Origin of the sequence: Nonomuraea gerenzanensis (assembly GCF_020215645.1) — a bacterium.
GTDB lineage: Bacteria > Actinomycetota > Actinomycetes > Streptosporangiales > Streptosporangiaceae > Nonomuraea > Nonomuraea gerenzanensis.
In genome coordinates, this window is sequence record NZ_CP084058.1 from 9722637 (window position 1) to 9746901 (window position 24265).

19 protein-coding genes are annotated in these 24265 nt (G+C 72.7%); 8 read left to right on the top strand and 11 right to left on the bottom strand.

Features of this window, described 5'->3' with window-relative positions; genetic code table 11:
- The first annotated feature begins 71 nt into the window (after positions 1-71).
- Genes LCN96_RS45080 through LCN96_RS45090 form a run of 3 tightly spaced genes read left to right on the top strand, consistent with a single transcriptional unit; the run spans position 72 to position 5805 of the window.
- Positions 72-1634, top strand: coding sequence for an aminotransferase class I/II-fold pyridoxal phosphate-dependent enzyme (locus LCN96_RS45080; RefSeq protein ID WP_225268540.1), 1563 nt, complete (start codon positions 72-74; stop codon positions 1632-1634).
- Positions 1616-3505, top strand: a complete 1890-nt coding sequence (gene asnB, locus LCN96_RS45085) for an asparagine synthase (glutamine-hydrolyzing) (protein ID WP_225268541.1) — start codon at positions 1616-1618, stop codon at positions 3503-3505. The genes LCN96_RS45080 and asnB overlap by 19 nt, the downstream gene beginning before the upstream one ends.
- A 5-nt stretch (positions 3506-3510) precedes the next feature.
- Positions 3511-5805, top strand: coding sequence for a polysaccharide lyase 8 family protein (locus LCN96_RS45090; protein WP_225268542.1), 2295 nt, complete (start codon positions 3511-3513; stop codon positions 5803-5805).
- Between the two features lie 48 nt (positions 5806-5853).
- Here LCN96_RS45090 and LCN96_RS45095 read toward each other — a convergent pair whose 3' ends face one another.
- Entirely contained in the window at positions 5854-6762 is a 909-nt protein-coding gene (locus LCN96_RS45095; RefSeq protein WP_225268543.1) for an MBL fold metallo-hydrolase, read from the bottom strand.
- A gap of 352 nt (positions 6763-7114) precedes the next feature.
- Here LCN96_RS45095 and LCN96_RS45100 point away from each other — a divergent pair, with 352 nt between their 5' ends.
- Complete coding sequence (locus LCN96_RS45100) at positions 7115-7321, top strand: cold-shock protein (RefSeq protein ID WP_139637865.1); 207 nt, start codon at positions 7115-7117, stop codon at positions 7319-7321.
- Between the two features lie 67 nt (positions 7322-7388).
- Here LCN96_RS45100 and LCN96_RS45105 read toward each other — a convergent pair whose 3' ends face one another.
- From LCN96_RS45105 to LCN96_RS45125, 5 genes are all read right to left on the bottom strand, one after another.
- Entirely contained in the window at positions 7389-9230 is a 1842-nt protein-coding gene (locus LCN96_RS45105; RefSeq protein WP_225268544.1) for a serine hydrolase domain-containing protein, read from the bottom strand.
- 171 nt (positions 9231-9401) lie between these two features.
- The gene (locus LCN96_RS45110) at positions 9402-10622 is read right to left on the bottom strand and encodes a DegT/DnrJ/EryC1/StrS family aminotransferase (protein WP_225268545.1); all 1221 of its coding nucleotides are present in this window, start codon (positions 10620-10622) and stop codon (positions 9402-9404) included.
- 137 nt (positions 10623-10759) lie between these two features.
- Positions 10760-11512 (bottom strand): amidohydrolase family protein, encoded by a 753-nt coding sequence (locus LCN96_RS45115; RefSeq protein ID WP_225268546.1) that lies wholly within the window; start codon positions 11510-11512, stop codon positions 10760-10762.
- Positions 11509-12177: an amidohydrolase family protein gene (locus LCN96_RS45120; RefSeq protein WP_225268547.1), complete on the bottom strand. Its 669-nt coding sequence runs from the start codon at positions 12175-12177 to the stop codon at positions 11509-11511. The genes LCN96_RS45115 and LCN96_RS45120 overlap by 4 nt, the downstream gene beginning before the upstream one ends.
- Positions 12177-14246 (bottom strand): outer membrane protein assembly factor BamB family protein, encoded by a 2070-nt coding sequence (locus tag LCN96_RS45125; RefSeq protein ID WP_225268548.1) that lies wholly within the window; start codon positions 14244-14246, stop codon positions 12177-12179. Before LCN96_RS45125 ends, LCN96_RS45120 begins: the two co-directional genes overlap by 1 nt.
- 82 nt (positions 14247-14328) lie before the next feature.
- Between LCN96_RS45125 and LCN96_RS45130 the strand changes: the two genes are divergently transcribed.
- The 3 genes from LCN96_RS45130 to LCN96_RS45140 are packed head-to-tail and all read left to right on the top strand — an operon-like array spanning position 14329 to position 17766.
- A complete protein-coding gene (locus tag LCN96_RS45130) occupies positions 14329-15054 on the top strand; it encodes an amidohydrolase family protein (RefSeq protein ID WP_225268549.1) in 726 nt (241 codons plus the stop codon).
- Positions 15051-15779 (top strand): amidohydrolase family protein, encoded by a 729-nt coding sequence (locus tag LCN96_RS45135; RefSeq protein WP_225268550.1) that lies wholly within the window; start codon positions 15051-15053, stop codon positions 15777-15779. Before LCN96_RS45130 ends, LCN96_RS45135 begins: the two co-directional genes overlap by 4 nt.
- Positions 15780-15822: 43 nt before the next feature.
- Complete coding sequence (locus tag LCN96_RS45140; protein ID WP_225268551.1) at positions 15823-17766, top strand: PQQ-like beta-propeller repeat protein; 1944 nt, start codon at positions 15823-15825, stop codon at positions 17764-17766.
- 1 nt (position 17767) lies between these two features.
- Here the strand turns inward: LCN96_RS45140 and LCN96_RS45145 are convergent, their stop codons facing one another.
- From LCN96_RS45145 to LCN96_RS45165, 5 genes are all read right to left on the bottom strand, one after another.
- A complete protein-coding gene (locus tag LCN96_RS45145; protein WP_225268552.1) occupies positions 17768-18661 on the bottom strand; it encodes a dihydrodipicolinate synthase family protein in 894 nt (297 codons plus the stop codon).
- A 58-nt stretch (positions 18662-18719) separates the two neighbouring features.
- Positions 18720-19583 carry a carbohydrate ABC transporter permease gene (locus LCN96_RS45150; protein WP_225268553.1) on the bottom strand — a complete coding sequence of 288 codons (864 nt, stop codon included), beginning with the start codon at positions 19581-19583 and terminating at the stop codon, positions 18720-18722.
- A complete protein-coding gene (locus tag LCN96_RS45155) occupies positions 19580-20446 on the bottom strand; it encodes a carbohydrate ABC transporter permease (protein ID WP_225268554.1) in 867 nt (288 codons plus the stop codon). Before LCN96_RS45155 ends, LCN96_RS45150 begins: the two co-directional genes overlap by 4 nt.
- Positions 20447-20501: 55 nt before the next feature.
- Positions 20502-21749, bottom strand: a complete 1248-nt coding sequence (locus LCN96_RS45160; RefSeq protein ID WP_225268555.1) for an ABC transporter substrate-binding protein — start codon at positions 21747-21749, stop codon at positions 20502-20504.
- An 86-nt stretch (positions 21750-21835) separates the two neighbouring features.
- Positions 21836-22984: a DegT/DnrJ/EryC1/StrS family aminotransferase gene (locus LCN96_RS45165; RefSeq protein WP_225268556.1), complete on the bottom strand. Its 1149-nt coding sequence runs from the start codon at positions 22982-22984 to the stop codon at positions 21836-21838.
- A gap of 68 nt (positions 22985-23052) precedes the next feature.
- On the opposite strand from LCN96_RS45165, the gene LCN96_RS45170 reads away from it, so the two are divergent.
- Complete coding sequence (locus LCN96_RS45170; protein ID WP_225268557.1) at positions 23053-24258, top strand: hypothetical protein; 1206 nt, start codon at positions 23053-23055, stop codon at positions 24256-24258.
- The last annotated feature ends 7 nt before the right edge of the window (positions 24259-24265 follow it).

Below are 24265 nucleotides of genomic sequence, written 5' to 3' on the forward strand. Positions count from 1 at the left end.
CCGCCACTGCACCGCCCACGCCTCCTGAGCCGCCCACGCCTCCTGAGCCGCGCATACCTCCTGAGCCGCGCATGCCTCCTGAGCCGCCCACGCCTGAGCCGCCCGCCGCATTCACCTCGCCACCCGCGGTCAAGCCGTCCGCCAGGCCGGCCTCCGAGCCGTCCGCGACCGAGCCGGCCGCCGGGCCCACGGTGTTGTCGCGATCGGGGCCGAGTGCGTTCGACCGGCTGCGTGCGCTCCTGGCGGACGTGCCGGCGCCCGCTGACCGCAGCCCGATCTCGCTGCACCTAGGCGAGGCCCGCCTGGTGACGCCGCCGGTGGACGGCCGGCTCCTCGCGGACGTGGCAGGCTGGACGCGCTATCCTCCGCTCGGCGGCACGCCCGAGCTGCGCGCCGCCTACACCGGCTGGCTCGCCCGCCGCTTCGGCGGCCACGTGGCCGTCGCCGTCCGCGAGGGGTCGCTGGCGATCGAGCCGTCGCCTGGCACCAAGCAGGCCGTGGCGGCGGCCATCGCCCTGTCCGTCACCGCATCCGTCACCGCGCCCGTCAGCGCGCCCATCACCGCGTCCGCGCCGGCGGTCGTCCTGCCCAACCCGTTCTATCCCACCTACCACGCGGCGGTGCAGGCGGCAGGCGGCCGGGCGGTCTTCTACGCGCACGCGTCGGAGCTGCCCGCCGCCGTGGCCGGTCGCCGGGACGTCGGCGCGGTCGTCCTCTGCTCGCCCGGCAACCCGCGCGGCGAGACGCACACCCCCGACGAGCTGCGGGCGATCGCGACGGCGACGTGGGCGGCCGGCGCGCTGCTCGTCATCGACGAGTGCTACATCGACCTCGTCCACGGCGCGCCCGCAGGCGGTTTCCTGGCGTGCGGTGCGGCGGGCACAGCGGGCGCGGCGGGCATCGCGGGCGCGGCGGGCATCGCGGGCGGGGCTGGGCGGTTCCTGGTGTTGCACAGCCTGTCCAAACGTTCAGGCATGCCGGGGCTGCGGTCCGGTTTCGTGGTCGGGGATCCGGCGAGCGTGGCGGCGTACGCCAACCACAATCGCGCCTGCGGGGTCTCGACGGCGGAGCCCGTGTGCGCGGTGGCGGCGCGGCTGTGGGCGGACGACTCCCACGTCGCGCGCCTGCGCTCCGCCGTGAGCGCGAACTGGGACGTCGCGGACGAACTGCTCGGCGAGCTGCCCGGTTACCGGCGGGCCGAGGCGGGCTTCTTCCTCTGGCTGCCGGTGCCGGACGACGAGGAGGCGGCCCGCCGGCTGTGGCGCGAGGAGGCGGTGATGGCCATGCCGGGCCGCTACCTCGGCGCACCGACCGACCACGGCACCACCCACGGCACCACCCACAGCACCACCCACAGCACCACCCACAGCACCACCCACGGCGGCACCCACACCGCCAACCACCGTGCCAACCACTGCGCCAATCACGGCGCCAATCACGGCGCCAATCACGGTGCCGGGCCGGGCGCCAGTCCGAGTGCCGGGCCGGGCGCCAGTCCGGCGGCCGCGCCCGGGGCCAACCCCGGGGCCGGGCACCTGCGTATCGCGCTCGTTCACCCACAGGACCGCACCCGCGAGGCCCTGACCCGGGTGCGGCGCACGCTGACCACGACTGCATGGGAGCTGACCAGATGAGCGGCGGCCTCGTCGGATGGATCGACCACGAACGCGACCTCACCCAGCACATGGACACCATCCGCGCCATGTCGGACACACTGGCCGCCCGCGCCCCCGACGGCGGCGCACTGCACCTCACCCGCCACGCGGCACTGGCCCACCGCCACCTCGCACTCCCGAGCACCCCGCAAAGCCCGCAAAGCCCGCAAAGCCCGCAGCGCCCGCAAGGCCCGCGAGGTCCGCTAGGCCAGCTAGGCCCGCAACCGGCCCTGTTCCCGACCCAGCAAGGCGACGGCGTCGCCCTGGCCTACGACGGCGCGATCTACAACCTGGCCGCTCTGCGCCGCGGCCTCGGCCTGTCCCCCCTCGCCACCGACACCGACGTACTGCTGCACGCCTACCTGACCCACGGCGCCGACTTCGTCACCTCCCTGATCGGCGCGTTCGCCCTGGCGATCTGGGACGGCCGGGACCGGCGGCTGCTGCTGGCCCGCGACCACCTCGGCCTCAAGCCGCTCTACTACCACCCCTACCCGGGCGGCATCCTGTTCGCCTCGCTCCCCGGCGGGATCATGGCCAACCCGCTGTTCACCCCGCGGCTCGACCGGTCGCTGATGACGATGGTGCTCCAGCCGCGCCTCACCCTCGCCGGTGAGACGCCGCTCGAAGGTCTGCGCGAGGTCGAGCCCGCGCACGTCCTCACGTACACCCCCGATCGCGGCCCGCACTCGCGTGCGTACTGGCGGCTGGTGAGCGAGCCGCACGAGGACCCGCCGGCGCGGACCGCCGAGCGCGTGCGGGAGCTGTTCGACGCCGCGGTGGCGGGCCAGTTGCCCGCCTCGGGGCCGTGCGGGGCGATGTTGTCCGGCGGCGTGGACTCGACGTCGGTGGCGGCGCTGGCGGCGCGGCTGCTGCCGGGGAAGCTGGACACGTACTGCGTGGAGTTCGACAGCGACAGGGCGCACTTCGCGCCGACCGAGCTGCGTCCGGACGTGGACGCGCCCTTCGCGGCGGCGGCGGCGCAGTTCATGGGCAGCAGGCACACCACGCTCACCGCGACGATGCGGGACCTGCTGGCCGCCATCCCGGCGACGCGGCGGGCGCGGGACCTGCCCGGCTGGGGGCAGTTCGACGCGTCGATGTACCTGCTGTTCCGGCGGATGCGGGAGGACACGACGGTGGCGCTGTCCGGGGAGGCGGCCGACGAGTTCTTCGGCGGGTACCCGTACCTCTTCAAGCCCGAGCTGATCGGGCGTGACACCTTCCCGTGGCTCGGGGACGGGCCGAAACTCGCCGACTACCTGGTGCCGGAGCTGGCGCGGGAGGGCGACGAGAAGGCGCGTTACGCGCAGTTGCTCGGCGAGGTGCCGCGCCTGCCGGGCGAGCGGGGGCTGGACGCGCGGATGCGGGAGGTGCTGTATCTCGGGATGGCCGGGCCGCTCGCCGTCGTGCTGGACCGCAAGGAGCGGATGAGCGCGGCGCAGGGGCTGCACGTGCGGCTGCCGTTCTGCGACCACCGGCTCGTCCAGTACGTGTGGAACGTCCCCTGGTCGATGAAGTGCGGGGGCGGGCTGAAGAGCCTGCTCAAGGACGCGATGGCCGGGCTGCTCCCGCCGTCCACGCTGAACCGGCGCAAGAGCGCGTACCCGCACGTCCAGAACCCCGCCCATGATCAGGCGCTGGTGCGCGAGGCGAGGTGGATCGCGAACGCGAGCGAGTCGCCGCTGCGCCCGATGTTCGACGCGCCGCGCCTGAACGGCCTGCTGGACCGGATCGGCGCCGGCGAGCTGCGCGCGCAGCTGCCCGGCGGGTCGAGCGGCGCCCAGCTTCTGGTGAACCTCGTCGAGCTGAACGCGTGGGTGCGCGAATATCGGGTGTCCATATCCTAATATGCATGGTGATCAACCCCCTTAGCCGGCGTTCCGCTCTGCTGGGCGCCGCGGCCGTGGCCGGCCTCACCCTCTGGGACGCACCGGCCGAGGCGGCGGCCGGCGCCGCCGCGTTCGACGCGGCGCGCGAGCGGTGGGTGAGCCTGCTGGCCGGCGGGGAGTTCGACACCGGCTACACCGACCAGACCCGCGCGATCGAGGGCTCGGCCGCCGCGGTGCTGCGCAAGCTGAAGCCCGCCGCCCGCCGGCCGAGCCTGTGGCCGGACCTGCCGCTCGACGACCCGCGCACCGGCAACTTCAACCGCTCCTACAACCGCATGCGCACGCTGGCGCTGGGCTGGGCCACCCCCGGCACCGCGATGCACGGCGACAAGCAGGTGGCCGAGGTGGCAGCCAGGGCGCTGGACTTCCTGTACGAGCACGCCTACCACGAGAAGCTTGACCCGCGCGGCAGCAACTGGTTCTGGTGGGAGATCGGCGTCCCCCGCTCGCTCACCGACACCTGCGCCCTGCTCTACGACGGCCTGCCCAAGGACCGGCTCAAGCGCTGGCTGCGCCCCCTGCGCCGCTGGTGCCCCGACCCGGAGCGCCGCGTCAGCCACCCCGGCGTGGTCGAGACCGGCGCGAACCGGGCGGGCAAGGCCATGGCGGTGGCGATGCGCGGGCTGCTCACCTACGACGCGGGCCTGATGAAGCGGGCCAGGAACGCGGTCTCCGACCTGCTGCGCACCACCAGGGGGCCGGGCGACGGCTTCTACCGTGACGGGTCGTTCATCCAGCACGACGTGTACCCCTACAACGGCAGCTACGGCGTGGACTACCTGGAGAGCGTGGCCAGGCTGATCGCCATGCTGGCGCGCTCGCCGTGGGAGATCCGCGACATCGGCCAGGTGTACGACATCGTGGACCGCTCCTTCGTGCCGTTCGTCTTCGACGGGATGATGATGGACTGCGTACGCGGCCGGTCCATCTCCCGCCAGGGCCACCGCGACTACCACTCGGGCCAGAAGACGGTCGAGGCCATGCTCACCCTGCTGGAGACGGCGCCGGAACGCCACGCCCGGCGCTGGCGTCCGCTGGTGAAGGGCTGGCTCACCCGCAACCAGGCCGTCCCGTACGACACGATCGCCCCGCTGTCGAGCATCGCCAAGGCCAGGGCCCTGCTGGAGGACCCGTCGGTGCCGGTGGGCCCGCGCACGACGGGCACGTACGTCTTCGCCGACATGGACCGGATCGTGCACCGCCGCCCCACCTGGGCCTGCGCGATCGCGATGAGCTCACGCCGCACCGGCGCCGCCGAGGCCATGAACCGGGAGAACCTGCACGGCTGGTACACCGGCGACGGCATGACCTACCTCTACACGGACGACCTGACCCACTGGAACGACGAGCTGTGGCCGACGATCGACCCGTACCGGCTGCCGGGCACGACGGTCGACACCCGCAGGCGCGCCGATCTGCAGCACGGGCACCGCCGCCTGCCGCCCACCCCGTGGGCGGGCGGCGTGGCCCTGGACGGCGAGTACGGCGTGGCCGCCATGAAGCTCGTCGCGGGCGGCTCCTCCCTGCGGGCCAGCAAGGCGTGGTTCCTGCTCGACGACGCGGTGATCGCCCTCGGCGCCGGCATCACCGCCTCCGACGGCCGCCGCGTCGAGACCATCGTGGAGAACCGCAACACCCACGACCGCCACCCGCCGCTGGCACAGGGCGAGCGCTGGATCCACCTGCCGGGCGTGGCCGGCTACGCGCTGCTCGACGGCCCCGCCCCCAAGGTGATCCGCGACGAGCGCACCGGCCGCTGGCGGGACATCGACAAGGGCGCCACCACCGGAGGCGACAAGACGCCCGTCACCAGGCACTACACGACGATCGTCCTGGATCACGGCGTCGATCCGCGCAAGGCCCGCTACGCCTACGCCGTGCTGCCGGACGCCTGCGCCGCCCAGACCGCCGCCTACGGCCTGCGGGTCCAGATCCTCGCCAACTCCGCGACGGCGCAGGCCATCTGCCGCGGCGACCTGCTCGCCGCGGTCTTCTGGCGCGCGGGGCGCGTCGAGACCCCGCACGGGCCGCTCGCCGCCGACGGCCCCTGCACGTTGCTGGTCCGGCGCGACGACCGGCGCGTACGGCTCGCGGTCGCCGACCCCTCCAGGACCGCCGACGAGGTACGGATCACGCTGCCCTGGCCGGTGAAGTCGATCAAGGAGAAGGACCGCAGCGTGCGCAGGGCCAAGCGGGCGATCAAGGTCGAGGTGGGCGGCAGTCGCGGGCACGCCCACACGGCGGTCGTGGGCATCTGAGTCACCGCGGCCGGGTTCACCGGCCGCCGGCCCGTCTGGCGTCCACGTCTACAACGAGGTCGGGAGCGGGCCGCCGTTCCAGGTCATGGCGTCACCGAAGGCGGCCAGGAGATCGACGTCGCCGCCCGAGGCGTCGGCGTAGGCGCGGTGCAGGTTGAGCACCAGCCGCTCGGCGTCCGCCCACCCGGCGAACTCCCCCAGGTCGGCCTCGCGAGCCGCGTCCAGCGGCCCGAGCCCCTTCTCCTGCCCCTTGCGCGCCACGTCCAGCACGAACCGGTAGTACCGCGCGTGCGCCGCCAGCACCTCCGGCAGCTCACCGGCCGTGACGAGCGGCCCGTGCCCCGGCACCACGTGCTCGGGCTCGAAGCCCGCCAGCCACTCCAGCACCCGCAGCGCGCCCTCCACCGACCCCATCAGCAACATCGGCGTGAGCCCGTTGAACAGCAGGTCCCCGGCGAACAACACGCGCTCCTCCGGCAGCCACGCCACCACGTCGCCGGGCGTGTGCGCGGCGTACCCGGGGTGCCGCAGCTCGATCCGCCGCCCGCCGAGATGCACCGTCAGCTCCGCCGTGAACACCACCGACGGCGGCCTGCGCGTCACGTTCCCCCAGTCGGGCACCGGCGTCCACACGGGCGGGCAACCGTCGATGAGCGGGTCCGCCAGCAATGCCTCCCGCATCGCCGCGTGCCCGAAGATCACCGTCTGCTCCGGCAGCAGGCTGTTGCCGTAGGCGTGGTCACCGTGCTGGTGGGTGTTGACCGCCATCCGCACGGGGGCGCCGCCGGTCGCCCCGGCCACCGCGTCCAGGAAACGGCGGGTTCGCTCCTCGGTGGCGCACGTGTCGACGACGAACACGCCGTCCTCGCTCACCACGGCGCCGGAGTTGTTCAGCCACCAGGTGCCGTCCGGCTGCACCCAGGCATGCACCCCCGCGACGATTTCCCGCAACTCCATCGATTTCCTCCCATGTCAGCACTTGTGCCGCTTCATCCTCTCGTCGGCTGGTTTCGGGCTCGCCAGCCGGGCGGTTCAGGACGCGGATGGCTGCTCTCATCGGTGCTGAGACGCAGGTGGCGGGGCGGCACGCCGGTTTTCGGGCATCCGGGAGGCGTGACCGCTGACAACCGTGTGTTAGCCTGGATCGCGTTGCAGTTATGGTACCCATAAGACTTATGCGCGCCTGACAGACTCGATCTACAGGCGCGTTTCTGTTTTCCGGCTATTTTCCGGATGGGCTCATCGCGGCGGCATTGAGATTCACGAGGTGTGAATCTCTAGTTTTAGGCACTGTCTGAAGGAGATCGACATGGCCACCGGCACCGTCAAGTGGTTCAACTCGGAAAAGGGCTTCGGCTTCATCGCGCAGGACGGCGGCGGCGCCGACGTCTTCGCCCACTACTCCAACATCGTCGCCAACGGCGGCTACCGTGAGCTGACCGAGGGACAGAAGGTGTCCTTCGACGTCGTTCAGGGTCAGAAGGGCCCGCAGGCGGAGAACATCGTCGCCGCCTGACCTGTCGGCACCCCAGGAGGCCGGGCCCGCGCTCAGCGGGCCCGGCCTCTTGCTGTCCTGACCGGCCTCAGGGCCAGCCGTAGACCTTCTTGACGGCGGCGGCGACCTCGGTGACCAGGCCGGTGCTGCTGCCGTTGGTCAGGACGGCGAAGCCGGCGCCGAGCTTCGGGTAACCCACGAACAGCGACTTGAAGCCGTAGTTCGAGCCGTCGTGGCTGTAGGAGAAGCCGTCGGTGCCCGTGCCCGCGAGGAACAGGCCGCGGCCCATGCCCGGCTGGGGTCCCTGGCTGAGGAGCGTACGGACCGAGGCCCGGGTGAGCGGGCCTGCGAGGTCGCCGGAGGCCGTGTAGGCCCGGTTGAGGTAGGACACCAGGCGGCACAGGTCCAGCACGTTGGTGTAGAGGCCCGCGGCGGCCGACTCCGGGTAGCGGTTGCGCTTGCCGGGGATCACCGCGCCGGTGCCGGTGTGGCCGGCGGCCAGCTCGAAGGCGGGCGTGAGGGCGTACGAGCTGGTGGTCATGCCGAGCGGCGCGAAGACCTCCCGCTGCATGTAGGCGGCCAGCGTCATACCGCTCTGCTGCTCCACCATCCGCTGCAGCAGCACGAACCCGGCGCCCGAGTAGTGGTACTCGGCGCCCGGCGCGGTGGTCAGCTCGATCTTGGGGCTGTTACCGGCGCCGTTCATGACCTGCAGCAGCGTCGGGACGGTCGCGTCCGGGCCGTAGCCGGCGAAGCCGCCGCCGCCCGCCTCGAACCCGGCGCAGGCGCTCGCCGGGGCGGTGGAGCCGCGGCCGATCACGCCGCCCCGGTGCGTCAGCAGGCGGTCGATGGTGGGCGCCGCCGTGGAGGTCACGCATGAGCGGCGGGGCAGGCTCCAGCCGAGGTAGGGGCGGATGTCGGCGCTCAGCGCGATCTCGCGGGTCTGGAGCAGCCGCATGACGCCGACCGCGGCGACGGCCTTGCTGATGGAGGCGGCCTGGAACGCGGTCTCCGGATGGGCCGCCGCGTCGCCACCCGCCTCCAGGCGGCCGTAACCGGTCGACCAGGCGATCTTGTTGCCGGTGACCACCGCGAGCGCGAGGCCGGGCGTCTTGTAGGCGTTCATCCGCTGCCAGATCGTCGCGCCGCCGACCGCGTTCTCGACCTGGCGCACTTTGTCGGCGGCCAGCGCCGGGACCTTGCCGCGCGAGGCCAGCGCCCAGCCGCCGGACGGCGAGAAGGCCACATTGTGCACCTGCCAGTCGCCGCCGGCCAGGGTGTTCATCCGGTCGAAGCAGGCGTCAGGGATGCCGCGGGCGTGGAACTCGTCCTGCGCCACGACCGTCCAGCCGCCGGCGCGGGGGAAGGCGACGCGGGTGATGCGGCGCCCGCCCTGCGTGAGGTTGCGCATCATCTGGTAGCACTCGTCGTCCACGCCCTTGGCGTAGTAGCCGGCGGAGGCGGCCACCACCCACCGGTCACCGCCGGCCGGCGGGAAGGCGACGTCCACGACCTGCTGGCCGGCCTCGTAGAAGGCGTCGATGCGCTGCTGGCACGCCGCGGGCAGGCCGCGCGCCGTCACGCCCCGGTCGGTGGTGATCACCCAGCGGTCGCCGCCCTCGGGCGGGAAGGCCACACAGTTGATCTTCCGGCCGGCGTCGGACAGCTTGCCCAGCTCGGTGAAGCAGGCGTCGGGGATGCCGCGGGCGAAGTACCGGCCGTCCTGGGTGACGATCACCCAGCCGCCGGAAGGCGTGAACGCGAGCGCCGAGACGCCGTACGGGGCCAGCTCGCCCAGCTTGGTGTGCGCCTCGTCGGGGACACCGCCGTCGTGGTACGGGTAGCTCGCGGCCTGCGCCGGGGCGACGTGTCCCGCCACGGCACCCCATCCTGCGGCGCCTGCCAGGGTCAGGAAACGTCTGCGATCCATGCGGTCACTCCTCCTCGGGACGGGGCGCCGATGATCCTAAACCCTCCTGAACCCGGTCATGCTCGTCCGCGTCCAGACCGCGGTAGAGCTCGAACCCGGCGCGCAGGCCGTCCGGGCGGACGTACTCGTCGGTTTCCGCCGGCCTGAAGGGGGACCGCGGGATCGCGCCTGCTAGGCGGGCAGGTGGGCGAGCACCTTCGTCAACGCCTCGACGAGGTGCTCGGCGCCGGTGGGGTCGGCCATGAGCATGGGCTGTCGGACCCAGAGCACCTCGCGGGCCGCCGCCTCGGCGTTCGGGCAGGGCTGGGTGCGGGCGCCCGCCTCGGTGAGCGCGGGCATCGTGCCCAGGGGCGGGTAGCCCTCGTCGAGAGGCACCCCTTCCGCCGCCATGGCCGCCAGCAGGAACGAGCGGTCGAACGGTACGTGGAAGCGCAGCATGAGCAGGTGGCGCGAGTCGCGCGTGGTGCCGGGCGGTGGCGGGACCACCGTCACCGGTGCCGGGCCACTCGGCGGGCCGGTGGGCGGGAGCTCGCGTGCCACGGCGGCGGCAGAGGGCGGCAGCTCGCGTTCGACGGCGGCGGCGAAGGCGTTCCTGCGGTCGATCTCGTCATCCAGCCGGTCCAGCCAGGGCAGCAGCAGGGCGGCCTGGAGCTCGGTCAGGCGCAGGTTCCAGCCGACGCGCGGATGCCCGTACCAGGCGCCGTCCAGCGCGCGGCCCACGTTGCAGACCGACCAGACGGCCTCGTGGACCTCCCTGGCCCGGCAGACGACCAGGCCGCCCTCCCCCGCCGTCATCGCCTTGCTGGACTGGAAGCTGTAGACCCCGGCGTCGCCCAGCCCGCCGACGGGGCGGCCTCGGTAGGTGGCGCCGTGCGCCTGGGCCGCGTCCTCGACGACGGCCAGGCCGTGTCGTGCCGCGATCGCGTTGAGCGGATCCATGTCGGCGGGGCTGCCCGCGAGGTGCACCGGCACGATCGCGGCGGTGCGGGGGGTGAGCGCCGCCTCCACGGCGGGCGCGGACAGGTGGAGGTCGGTGGCGTCCACGTCCGCGATCACGGGCGTGGCGCCGGCGAGCAGGACCGCCGTGGCGGTGGCGACGAACGTGTACGCCGGCACGATCACCTCGTCACCGGGGCCGACGCCGAGGCCGCGCAGCGCGGCGAACAGGCCGAGCGTGGCGTTGCCGACGGCCACCCCGTGCTCGACCCCGGAGCGGCGGGCGAACGCGGCGACCAGGTCCGCGCACGCCTGCCCGCCCTGCGTGGCACCCCACCGGCCGCTCTCCAGCACGGCGGTCACGAGCGCGCGCTGGGCGTCGTCCATCGGCGGCGGCCACGACGGCCACGGGTCGGTACGCACGGGGGTGCCGCCGTACAGGGCGAGCGTCGTCATGGGGAGGCTCCTTCAGGGGTGCTGCCGTCACAAGCCAGCGTCGTCATGGGGAGGCTCCTTCAGGGGTGCTGCCGTCACAAGCCAGCGTCGTCATGGGGACGCTCCTTCGAGGGTGCTGCCGTCGAAGGCGAGCGTCGTCATGGGACGGGCCCGCCCGGGATGCCGCCGCCGGTGTGGAGCGGGTCGTGCAGGATGCGGGCGAGGTTGCCGCCCTGGATGAGGGCCCGGTCGGCGTCCCCGAGCGGCGCGAGGGCGACGCGGCCGAAGCCGACCCGCAGGTCCAGGAAGCACGCGTCGGAGCCGTAGACCACCCGATCGGCACCCACCAGGCCGGCCAGCCGGGCGATCCACCGCCCGGTCATCTTGGACCCGCAGATCTCCAGGAACACGTTCGGATGCTCACCGACGAGCTCGGCGGCGCGGGCGAAGCCGTACGGCCAGAGCCCGGCATGCCCGAGCAGCAGCGGCACGCCGGGATGCCGGCGCGCCACGGTGACGAACCGCCCGGGGTCGCTCCACGGCGAGTCCGTCTGGCCGTGGGCGAGCACGGGCAGGCCCAGCTCCCACACGGGGTCGTAGCGGCGGTCGTCGAGCGCGCACTGGTGCACGTCCGGGTGGATCTTGACCCCCCAGACCCCGTCGGTGACGAGCCGGTTGCGCTGGTGCGGGTTGTAGACCTGCCACACCCCGAACCTGCCGGGATGCCGCTCGGCGGCGGCGAGGGCGAGCCGGTTGCCCTCCTCCGCGCAGGGCCCGACGGCGAGCAGGTGGCTGATGCCGATGGCGTCGATGCCGAGGCGGTCCATCAGCGCCACCATGCCGTCGGCCGACTGGTCGGGGATGAGGAAGTCGGGCCACGGGCCGAGGTGGCCGTGCGCGTCGAGGATCACAGCAGGCCACCTCCCGACGCGATCAGGGCGATGTCGGCCTCCGGCAGGTCGAGGTGGTCGAGCAGGAAGCGGGGGCCGCAGTCGTCCATGACGGGGGCGCCGGTGCCGAACACCAGCCGCCCGGCCCCGAAGTGCCCGGCCAGCCATTCGACGCCGCGCTGGGTGTTGACGGTGCCGATCTCCACCCACAGGTTCGGGATGGCGGCCATCAGCTCGCCGATGGCCCGCAGCCGCCGGTAGCCGGGGTTGAGCAGCAGGATGCGCTGCCCGGGCAGCTCCCGCGCGAGCGCGAGCAGCTGTCCGGGCGAGGTCTCGTCGAAGTCGACGGCCACCGTGACACCCAGCTCCGCCAGCCATCGCAGGGTGGTCGGCCCGGTCAGCTCGAAGCGGTGCCTGGCCGGGCAGAGCCTGACCATGGGCACGTCCCAGTGGGGCGCGGGCTCGAACGGATCGGGCAGCAGCACCGGCACCGGGACGAGCCGGGGGTCGTCGAGCCGGAACAGCGCCTCGTTCCCCGCGCGGGCGTCGGAGTAGAGGCTGGGGCTGTGGGTCACGTAGGCGCGGTCGATGCCCAGCCGCCGCATGTCCGGCCTCGGGTCCTCCGGCAGGTCGTCGAAGGGTACGGGGCCGACCAGGCGGTGGGCGTCCACGACGGGGTACGGCATCAGCTCTGGGGCGGGGTGACGGTCAGCGGCGGGCAGCCCGGGTCGAGGTCGATCCTGGCCAGGTGCCGGCCGCTCAGGGCCCACGCCTTCCAGGAGCCGGGCTCGAAGTGGAGCTGCGGATTGGTGTACCAGTCGTCACCGAGGCCGGTGGCGAGCTGCGTGGCGTGGTCGCTCAGCTCGTAGGCGTTGCCCCCGCCGAAGAACGTGCTGACGAACACCCGGCCGCGGTGCACGGTCAGCTCGCCGTACCCGGACAGGGTGCCCTGATGCTTGACCGTCCTGGTGGCCAGGTCGAGGGCGATCCAGGCGCCGGAGTTGCGCTTGTAGACGCCGTAGAGCAGGCCGCCGTGGACCTTGACGTCCTGGAAGGTGCGGTGGCCGGCGACCGGGTCCACCTGCCACAGCACGGTACGGGTGCGCAGGTCGAAGGCCGCGATGGAGGCCGAGGCGTGCACCGGCGGGGTGCCGCCGCCGCCGAGCACGTCGCCGCCGAGGTAGACGACGCCCCTGCGGGCGTCCAGCGACAGGCTCATCAGGCTCTGGCCGGGGATGACGCCCTTGTAGACCTCGATCAGGCCGGTGTCGGGGTCCACGATCGACAGGGCGCCCTCCAGCTCCGCGCCCAGCGGGGCGGAGGCGACGAGCAGCTTGTCGCGCACCGGGTCGTACTCGATGTCCCAGGGGCGCTGCTGGCCCTGCCCCAGGTAGCCGAGGCTGCGGACCTCGTCGGTGCGCAGGTCGATGGAGACGATGTTCCCGCTGGGGTAGATGGCGGCGTAGATCTTGTTCCCCCGGCGCACGAGGTCCTTGGGCTCGCCGGGGACGCGGAAGCGGCGCTGCTCCCCGGTACGCAGGTCGCGCACGTCCATGAAGAAGTGACCGCCGACGTAGACGGCGCGGCCGGGCACCAGCAGCATGCTCTGCGGGCGTTCTGCGCCGGCCGGCAGCCCGGCCTCGATCAGGTCGGTGAACTGCGACTGCCCGGTGCCCAGGTCCAGCGACCACATGCCGCCGCTGCCGGAGAAGCCCACCAGCGTGCCGTCGCCGGTCAGCGCGATGCGCCGGGTCTCGTCGTCCCGCGACGGCGGCTCGGCGGCCTTGACGGGCGCGCTGTCGCCGGTGCGGTAGCGGTAGACGGTGCCGTCGGGGCGCGAGGTGGCGTAGAGGGTGCCGTCGGCGGCCACGGTCAGCGCGTCGAAGCTGCTGCCGCCGAGCGGGACGCGCCGGAGGTCGGTGCCGTCCTTGCGCACGTCGATGAGGGTGGGGCCGCTGGTCGCGTACACCCGGTCGCCGTGCTCGGCGACCACCCCGATGCCGGTCGTGCCCTGGGCCAGCTCGGTGACGGCGCCGGTCGCCCGGTCGATCGCGACGAGCTTGCCCTTGTCGAGCAGGCCCGCGTAGACGTGCCCGGCGTCGGCGGCCAGGGCCCTGACGTACCGCTCGCCGGCGGCCAGCACGCCGAAGTCGCGCACGGCGCCGGTGGCGGGGACGTACTCCTTGACCCGGCCGTCGGGGTAGGTGCCCGCGTAGATCGTGCCGTCGGGGGCGGCGGCCAGCGCCCAGATGTAGCCGCCGTTCCTGCCGAAGGAGGCCAGGTGCGCCACCTCGCCGGTGGCCGGGTCGAAGCGGTAGAGGTCGGGGACGGGGTAGGTGCCGACGTAGATCTTGCCGCCCGACACCGCCGTGGCCCAGCCGCCCTCCGGCTCCCCGGTGGCCGGCCCGTCGGGCAGCCGCACGCTCCTGAGGACCTTGCGGGTGCTCAGATCGATCTCGGCCAGTACGGGCGGTTTCTGGCCGCGCGTGACGACGTACGCCTTGCCCTCGTGGACGGCGGCGCCCACGATGGCGCCGGTCATCGAGGCCGGCCCGAACGTCTCCACCCGAGGCTCGGCGCACGAGGCCGCCTGGCTGGTGACGGCAGCCGTCCGTCCGGGAGTGGCCGCCTGGCTCGGAGCGGCAGCCGTCCGCCCGGAAGCGGCCGCCTGACCGGAAGCGGCCTGGGCCGGTGGCACCGGCAGGAGCAGGCCGGCGGTCAGGGCCGCGAGGACTGCGAGGGATCTACGCGGCACAGCCGCACCTCCACGTGAGCGTGTTGCCCAATTTTGGCCCAGACCGTAATGTGCTGAGCTTGATAAGTCAATGGAGGCGGTTGTGACGGCGTTCGACGCGAGCAGGCTGATCGGTGACCTCAAGGTGGACCTCGACGTGGACGTCCTGGTCGGCGCCTACCCCGACCGGGACGGCCCGCCGGGCACGCCCCGGGCGGTGCTGGACACGCTGGCCGCGCACGGCATCAGGGCGGGCGCGGTCGCGTCGTTGCGGGCCGCGCTGTTCGACGTGCGCTCGGGGAACGACGAGGTGCTGGCGCTGGAGCCGCCCGTGGTTCCGGTCGGGACCGTGGACCTGCGCGACCCCATCGGCGCCGTGCGGGAGCTCGACCGGCTGGCCGGGCTGGGCGTCAGGGCCGTCAGGCTGTTCCCCGACGAGCAGGGCGTGGAGGCGGGCTTCCCCTCGGTCCGCCACGTGGCCAGGAAGGCGGCGGAGCTGGGGCTCGTCGTGCTGACCGGGGGTGACGTGCGGCGGTTCTGGCAGCCGTTCTCCGGCCTGGACGCCACGGTGGTCTTCCTGGACACGCACTTCTACCACCTCGGCGACTTCCTCGTGGTGGCCGCCGACGAGCCCGGCTTCCACACCTCGACCCGCCTGCTGAACTCGCCCGACGCGCTGGAGACCGTACCGGCCGACCGGCTCCTGTACGGCTCCAGGACACCCCACTACGAGCCGGTCGTCCCCCTGCTGCGCCTGGCGACCAGCGGGCTGAAGCCGGAGGAGATCGCCGCCGTGGCGGGCGGCAACGCGAGGAGGCTGCTCGGATGATCATCGACGTGCACGCGCACTGGGGCCCGTGGTTCTTCACCATGGACGTGGCCGGCGCCAACCTGACCGCCATGGACCGCTTCGGCATCGACCTGTCGATCGTCTCGGCCACCGAGGCGGTGATCTACGACGCCCCGGCGGGCAACCGGGCCCTGGCCGCCTGGCTGGCGGGCCAGGACCGCCACCTCGGCTACGTCACCGTCAACCCCCGCAGGCAGGCCGACGCCGAGCGGGACCTGCGCGCGTACCTGCCCACCGGCAGGTTCGTCGGCGTCAAGCTCCACACCGACTACACCCGGTCGCCCGTCTCCTCGCCCCAGACCCGCGAGGCGCTGGCCATGGTCGCGGAGGCGGGCGTGCCCGCGCTCGTCCACACGTGGGGCGCCACGGTGCTGGACCTGGCCGAGGTCTGCCTGGCCACGCCCGGCCTGCGGGTGATCGCCGGGCACATGGGCGCCGACGGCCACGCGCACGCGATCGAGGCGGCCGGCGCCTGCGACCGCCTCTACCTCGAACCGTGCTACTCCCACGCCCCGGCCGGCCGGATCGCGCAGGTGGCGGCGGCGGTGGACCGCACGCGGCTGCTCTTCGGCACCGACTCGACCCTCATCGACCCGGCCTCGGCGTTCGGGGCGGTGGCGGCGGCGGGGCTGGACGCGGAGACGGCCGAGCTGGTCGCGTGGCGGAACGCCGTACGACTTTTCGATCTGGACATTACGGCCTAGTCCGTTATAGCGTGCGGCCACCCTCACAAGGAGTGACCAGCGAATGATCCCCCGCCGCCGTTTCCTCCACGCCGCAGCCGTCTCCACCGCCGCTGTCAGCCTGCCCGCCGTCAGCCTGCCCGCCGCTCCCGCGCTGGCCGCCACCCGCGAGCCGAAGGGCACGATCACCGACCTGGGCCCGGCCAGCGTGGCCGGCCCGCTGGGCAACGCCGAGTTCGTCGGTGACGTGCTCTACCTGGGCTCCCGGGGCCTGTCACCCAACGTCGTGGGCGCCTACGACCTGGGCCAGGACAAGGTCACGGCGCACTTCGAGATCCCCACCGGCGTGGGCATCTGGGCGATGTGCAAGGTGGGCACCGACGTCTACGTCGGCACGCACTCCCGCTCCGACCTCTACCGGATCGACACGCTCACCGGCACCACGACCCGGCTGGCCCAGTACACCGACGACTACATCTGGACCATGGCCGCCTCCCCCGACGGCAAGGTCTACCTCGGCACCTCCCAGCCCGGGCGCGTGCTGGAGTACGACCCCGCCACCGGCGCCACCCGCGACCTGGGCGAGCCCGCGCCAGGCGAGGCGTACGTGCGCAGCATCCAGGCCGACGACACGCACGTCTACGCCGGCGTCGGCACCAACGCCCACCTGGTCGCGATCGACCGGCGGACCGGCGAGAAGCGCGACCTGCTGCCCGCGGAGGTGGCCGACCGCGACTGGGTGTCGAGCATGTCGATCAGCGACACGCACGTGGCGGGCGGCATGAACTCGCTGGCGGAGCTGCTCGTGCTGGAGAAGGCGGATCCGGCCGCCTACCGGGTGGTCAAGGCCACCGCGCCGGGCGAGAAGTACATCGTCTCGGTGCTGATCCACGACGGCTGGGTCTACTTCGCCGGCCGCCCCTCCGGCACGTTCTACCGCTACGAGCTCGCGACCGGCACGTACGAGGTGCTCGGGGTGCCCTTCCCGGAGGCGCAGACCGTCCGCCTCCTGGCGCACGGCGGCCGCGTCTACGGTGTCCAGGAGCCGGGCGTCTTCGTCTACGACCCGGCCACCGGCGACCTGGGCTACCTCAGCCACGTCCAGAAGGGGTTCAGGGCGGCCCCCGAGGAGCCCATGTCCGTGCACTGCGACGGCGAGCGCGTCTACGTGGGCGGCAAGGGCGGCTGCGACCTGCACGACCTGGCCACCGGCGAGGTCACCCGGCTGCCCGTCCCCGGTGAGCCGAAGACCATCATGACCGCCGGGACGACCACCTACCTCGGCGTCTACACCCAGGCCGCGCTCTACTCGCACCGCGCCGGCGACCCCGAGGCCAAGCTGCTCTTCCGCACCGGCCACAATCAGGACCGGCCGAAGGACCTGGTCCACGACCGGCTGACCGGCCTGATCGTGATGTCCACCCAGCCGGAGCCGGGGCACCAGAACGGCGCGCTCGACGTCTACGACCCGAGGACCGGCCGCGTGGACACCTACCGCCCGGTCGTCGAACGCCAGACGGTGTTCTCGCTGACCGCCCGGCTGGGCACCGTCTACCTGGGCACCAGCACGCAGGAGGGCCTCGGGGCGCCGCCGGTGACGACCACGGCCCGGCTGGCGGCGTTCGACCTGCGCACCCGTACGGTGAAGTGGGAGGCCGAGCCGGTGGCGGGCGCCCAGGCCGTCACGAGCCTCAAGCACACCGCGCTCGCCCTGTACGGGATCACCGACGCGGGCGTGCTGTTCGAGTTCGACCTGCGCACGCGCAAGGTCACGCGCACGCTGAAGGTCTGCGACAGGGGCGGCGACCTGGTGCTCGCCGGGCGCTACGGCTACACCAGCGACGAGGACGCCGTCTACGAGCTCGACCTGGTGCGGCTCACCTCGCGCAAGCTCGTGCAGGGGCTGGCCAGCGACTGGTTCGGAGGCGGCTCCCGGATCAACATCGACCCGTCCCGCAGGGCGCTGTACGCGCTGAAGGGACGCAACCTGATCCGGGTGGCTCTCTGAGCTACGCGGCCAGCACCTTGGCGCGCTCGCCGTCCGGCAGCGCGGGCCCGTGGGGGTCGTGGGCGTACTCCTCGGGGACGAGCCCCTCCGCGGCGGCGAGCCAGGCCATGCGCTGGACGTAACCCTCCATGGGCGCGGTGAACGTGGCCGCCGCCAGCCGGTCCAGGCGCGCGGCGGCCTTCTCGAAGCCACGCAGGTCCGCGCCCTCGTACGCGCGCAGCACCGCCGCCGTCGTGCCCACCGAGGCGGCGGCGATGCCCACCAGCGCCGCCTGCGCGCCCCACAGCAGCGAGGCGGCGAACATGCGGTCCTCGCCGGTGATCGCCAGCCGGCCGGCCTCCAGGGTCAGGGCGATCGTCTCCTGGCACGCCATCGCGTCCGACAGCAGCGCCGTCTTGAGGCCGGCGACCCCGGGCAGGCTGAGGATCCGGCGCAGCGTGGCGGGCGGGCACGGGTTCGTGTAGAGGTCGAAGGCGATCATCGGCAGCCCGGCGGCCGACCACACCGCCTCGTGCAGCGCCACCCTGTCGCCGGGCTCGGGGAACACCAGCACCGCGTCGGCGCCCAGCTCCGCGGCCATCCGCGCGTCCTCGACCGCGCTGGAGGCGCCGCCGCCCCGCGCGCCGCCGACGCCCACGACGACCGGGACGCCCGCGCGGCGGGCGCGGGAGATCACCCCGGCACGCACCTGCGCGGGCAGCAACGGCCCGCGCCCGGTGTGCGCGAGGACGGCCAGGGCGTCGGCGCCCGAGGCGGCCAGCCGGCGGAAGTACGACTCCGCCACGTCGAGATCCACCTCGCCGGCCCCGGTCATCGGCGTGAGCGCGGCGGCGGTCAGGCCACCGCGCAGGCGGTCACGCACCCCGGCGGCCCGCGCATCGATCGGCGTGCTCATCCTCGCTCCCCTCACCGGACGTCCCGGGCGACAAGCGTAGGCCGTCCCGCTCAGCCGGTCACTTCAGGCCGGTCATCGCGATGCTGTTGACCAGGTAGCGCTGCAGCAGGAAGAAGACCACCAGGCACGGCACCGCCGAGACCGCCGCGGAGGACATCAGCAGCGACCACTGCATCTCCTCCGTCTTCAGCACCGTGAGCCCGACCGTCAGCGTCCGCGTGGCGTCGCTCTGCGAGATCACCAGCGGCCACAGGAAGTCGTTCCAGTGCCACAGGAAGACGAACACGCCGAGGGTGGCCAGGATCGGCTTGGTCAGCGGCACCACGATCGTCCAGTAGACGCGCAGCTCCGAGGCCCCGTCCACCTTGGCGGCGTCGAACAGCTCGTCGGGCAGCCCCAGGATGAACTGGCGCATCAGGAAGACCGCCTGCGAGTTGGCCAGCGTCGGCACGATCAGGCCCCAGAAGGTGTCCACGCCGTCGAGGTCGGAGATGAGCACGTACAGCGGGATGAGCGTGGCCTGGAACGGCACCATCATGGTGGCCAGGAACGTCCACAACATGGCGTCGCGCCCCGGGAAGCGCTTCTTGGCGAACGCGTAGCCGGCCATCGACGCGGTGAGCAGGATGATCACCACGGAGACGCCCGAGTAGATCAGCGAGTTGAGCGTCCACTCGGCGAACCCCGACGCGCTCAGCACCTGCGCGATGTTGTCGAGGGTGAGCGAGTCGGGCCACTGCGCCGGCACGGTGGGCGCGTTCCTGGGCGACAGCGCCACGATGACCATCGCGGCGAACGGGCCGAGCGTCAGCAGCGACATGATCGCGAGCAGCGTGTAGAGCGGCCACCGCCGGCCGTGGCGGCGGGGCCTGGCGGCCTGCCGCTCGCGGACGGCGGCGGGGCGCGTGGCCGTCAACGTCATGTGTTCTCCTTGCCGACGAACCGGCGCTGGATCAGCGAGACGACCAGCACGATGGCGAAGAGCACCATCCCCCAGGTGGCCGCGTAGCCGAACTCCCAGAACCTGAAGCCGCGTTCGAAGATGCCGTAGATGAGGGTGTAGCTGGCCTTGGCGGGCCCGCCGCCGGTCATCACGTAGATCGTGTCGAAGACCTGGAACGAGGAGATGGTCTCGATCACCAGCACGAAGAAGATCGCCGGCTTCAGCAGGGGCAGGGTGATGCTGCGGAAGCGCTGCCACGGGCCGGCCCCGTCCACCCTGGCCGCCTCCAGATAGGAGCCGGGGATGGCCTTCAGCCCCGCCAGCAGGATCAGCATCGAGTAGCCGAAGCCCTTCCAGCAGGAGACGACGGCCAGGGCGGGCAGCACCAGCTCGGCCCGCTCCATGAAGCCGACGGGCCCCAGGTCCAGCTTGGCCAGCATCCCGTTGAGCAGCCCGTCGAACTCGTAGATCCAGCGCCAGATGAGGCCGGCGAAGACGAAGCTGGTCACGTACGGCAGGAAGAGGATGCCGCGGAACAGCCCGCGCATGAAGACGATCGAGTTCAGCAGCAGGGCGGTGCAGAGCGAGACGGCCATCACCAGCGGCACGTAGATGACGGTGTAGATCAGCGTGGCCTGAAGGCTGGACCAGAAGTTCGGGTCGTTGACGAGCCGCGTGTAGTTGTCGGCGCCGACGAAGCTCCACTCGCCGCCGATGTTCCAGTTCGTCAGGCTCATGCCCGCCGCCCCGAGGGTGGGGAAGATCCTGAAGATCAGGAACAGCACGAGCATCGGGAGCACGAACAGCAGCCCCGTGATCGGGTCACGCAGGCGTTGACGCACCGGATCTCACACCCTTCCGAGCAGGCGGGCCGCCCCCGAAGCGGCCCGCGTCGTGTCAGCCACCGCTGGCCAGCAGGTCGTTGCCCTCCTTGGCGGCGGCGTCGAGGGCCGTCTTGGCGTCCTCCTCGCCGATCAGCGCCGCCTGGACGTGGGCCGCGACCATCGCCATGACCTGGCGGGCCTTGGGGTGGGTGTCGCCGGGGAAGGCGTACTGCAGCGACTTGGCGAACTCCTTGGACGTGGCCGACTGGTCGGGGATCGTCACGTCGGTACGCGCGGAGAAGAAGCCCGACTCCTTGGCCAGCGGCCCGGCGACCTCGGGCGAGGCGATGTAGGCGGCGAGTTTCCTGGCCGCGTCCTTGTTCTCGGAGTGCTTGGCCAGGACCAGGCCGCCGGGGATGCCGAACGCGACCCGCCTGGTGCCCTCCAGCGGCAGGCCGATGCCCACGTTCTCGGCGCCGATCGCGGCGCCGAGCTGGTCGGCGTTGAGCGCCGTGGCCGCGTGGTACATCGCGGTCTTGCCGGCGGCGAGCGCGCCGCCCTCGATGTCGTTGCCCTTGCTGGCGGTGTTCTCGGGCAGGCCGCCCGCCGCCTTGAGGTCGAGCAGGAGCTGCAGGCTGGCGACGCCCTCCTGGCTGTTGACGGTCACGCTCTTGCCGTCGGGGGAGAACACCGAGCCGCCGTTGGCCCACAGGATCGGGTAGAAGCTCTGGTTGAGCGAGACCTCCGGCTTGCCGGGATAGTCGAGCACGGCGACCTTCTTGGCGGCCAGCTTGGGTGCGGCCTCCTTCAGCTCGGCCAGCGTCTCCGGCACCTTGGTGACTCCGGCGTCGGCGAAGAGCTTCTTGTTGTAGATGGGGGCGGTGATCGTCTGGTAGACGGGCACGCCGTAGAGCTTGCCGTCCACGGTCAGCGCGGTGAGGGCGTTGGGCAGGTAGCCGGCCTTGTCGGCCGCGATCACGTCGTCCACGGGCTCCAGGGTGCCCTGCTGGGCGTACTGGGGGATCTGGTCCGGGCCGAGCACGACCAGGTCGAAGCCCTTCCTGGAGGCCAGCGCCGTGGTGATCTTCTCCTGGCGGCCGTCCCAGGGCTGCTGGTCGACGGTGACGTCGATCGCCGGGTTCTTGGCCTCGAAGTCCTTCTCGACCTTGTCCCAGAAGGCCTTGTTCTTGGCCTGGTCGGAGATGACGGGGTACATCCAGAGAGTCACCGCGCTCTTGTCCGAGCCCGAGCCGCCGGAACCGCACCCGCCGATCACGACGCTGAGGGCGACCGCGAGGCCTGCTGCCGCTTTGTTTCTCATCGGCGGCGATCCTTTCCTGAATACCGGTCCTGACCGAAACCTAGTGATCGGGGGTGGCCCGGTCAATGCCTGATACATGAACGTGACTAGGGGTGGGCGGAGTGGCTCGCGATGGCTTCCGTGATGGCCTTGACGTGCTCGGACGTGTAGTGCTCGTTCCAGTCGAGGGTCAGCAGCGTGGCGGCGACCAGGCGTTCGGCCTCCGGGCACGGGGCCGGGCGGTAGCCCTCCAGGGGGTAGCGGGAGGAGCCGTAGACGGGGCCGTCCCACAGCGGGGCCCGGTTGAGGGGCTCCTTCAGGTAACCGGCCCGTGCCGGAATCCCGGCCGCGGACAGGCGCGCCGCCAGCTCGGGCGCGCCTCCGCCGGGCAGGACGAGCGGGAACAGCCACCACGCGTGCCCGGCGGGCCGCGGCAGCCCCAGCTCGACCCCCTCCGCCTTCAGCCCGCGCAGGGCCTCGACGAGCTCGCCGGCCGTGCGGCGCCTGGACGCGACGACCCCGGGCAGCTTCGCGAGCTGGGCGCGGGCCACCGCCGCCTGCAGCTCGGTCATCCGGTAGTTCAGGCCCAGGCTCTCGTGCGAGCGTCCCGCCGCCCGGTCCCAGCCCTTGTCCGCGAACAGCCGCATGCGCCTGGCCAGCTCGTCGTCGTCGGTGAGCGCCAGGCCGCCGTCGCCGCAGGTGATGTGCTTCCACTGCTGCAGGCTCAGGGTGCCGACGTGGCCGGCCGTGCCCGCGTACCGGCCGCCGGGCAGCTCGGTCAGCCACGCCTGCGCGCAGTCCTCGATGAGCGTGAGGCCGTGCCGGTCGGCCAGCCTGCGCAGCTCCTCGACCTTGGCGGGCGCGCCGAACAGGTGCACCACCATGATCGCGCGGGTGCGCGGCCCGATGAGCGCCGCCACGGCGTCCGGATCGAGGTTGCCGTCGGCCGGGTCCACGTCGGCGAAGACAGGAACCGCGTTCTGCGCCAAGATGGGGGCCACGGTCCCGAAGTCCGTGATCGGCGTCGTGATGATCTCGTCACCGGGGTCCGGCGCCGCCGCCACGACCGACAGGTGGAGGGCCGCGGTGCCGGATGCGCACGAGATCGCGTGGCGGGAGCCGTACAGCTCCGCCACCTCGCGTTCGAGTGCCCGCGCCTCGGTCCCCCACACGGAGTTGAGCATGCCGGAGCGGATGACGCGGTCCAGCGCGGCCACCTCCTCGTCGCCGAGGGTGCGGCCCGCGGGCTCGGCCATGTTGGGAAAGTGCAGGGTCACCGGATAGCCTTTCGGTCTAGACCGTAAAGTAGGGGAAGGAGACGCGGGTGGGTTTCGTCATCGGAGTCGTCGGCCCGCACGATCTGGTCGACGACGTCGCGGCCACCTGCGAGGAGCAGCCGGGCGTGAGCGCGCTCCGGCTCGACTACGACCACGAGTCGCAGGCGCCGGCCATCGTCGAGGCGCACGCGACCTCGGTCGAGGGCTGGCTGTTCACCGGCATCGTGCCGTACATGCTGGCACGCGGCGCCGACGTGCTCACCCGGCCCGCCGTGTTCGTCGACTACTCGGGCGCGACGCTGCTGAGCGCCCTGGTGCGGCTCCAGCACGAGGGGCAGGACATCACGCGCCTGTCCATCGACACCATCTCGCCCGCCGACGTCACCGCCACCTACGTCGAGGCCGGGCTGCCCACCGGCGAGCTGCGCACGCTCGGCTACCGGCCCGAGACCACCTCCAAGAAGATCATCGCCTTCCACCGCCGCTCGCCCGACCACCCGGTGATCACCTGCCTCAGCTCGGTGCACGAGGCGTTGCGCGAGGAGATGCAGGTGCTGCGGCTGGCGCCGTCGGACCATTCGGTGCGCACGGCGCTGCGCCAGCTCCTGCTCACCGCCGAGGGGCAGGCGCAGGAGGACGCGCAGATCGCGCTCGGCCTGGTGGAGGTCGACAGCGAGGAGGGCCTGCTGCGCGAGGCCGGTGCGCTGGCCGGCACGCTGGCCGGGTTCCGCGGGGGCAAGCACCTGCTGGTAACCACCCGCGGCCCGCTCCACGAGGCCACGGGCGGCTTCACGGGGCTGCCCATGCTGGCGCGGCTGGCCAATCACAGCAGCGTGGCCCGGGTGGGGTTCGGCCTCGGGCGCAGCGCCGCCGAGGCCGAGAGCCTGGCCCGCCGCGCGCTGGCCAGGGCGCGGCGCATCGGGAACGTGGCCGCCGTGCTGTCGCTGCGCGCCGACACCGACATCGTGCTCGAATCGGTGATCAGCGCGCCCGCCGGCGGGCAGAACCTGCCGCTGATCGCGCGCCGCGTGGGATTGTCGGTGCCGACCCTGGAGAAGCTGCTGGAGGCCCGCGACGCGGCCGGCGGCGAGGCGCTGACCACGCGCGAGATCGCCGAGCGGCTCGCCGTCCAGCAACGCACCGCCCGGCGCATGCTGCACCGGCTGGAGCTGGCCGGGCTGGCCGAACGCACGGGCAACCTGACCAGCGGATCCAGCGGCCGTCCCCTCACCCTCTACCGCCTCACCCTGTAAGCCGTCG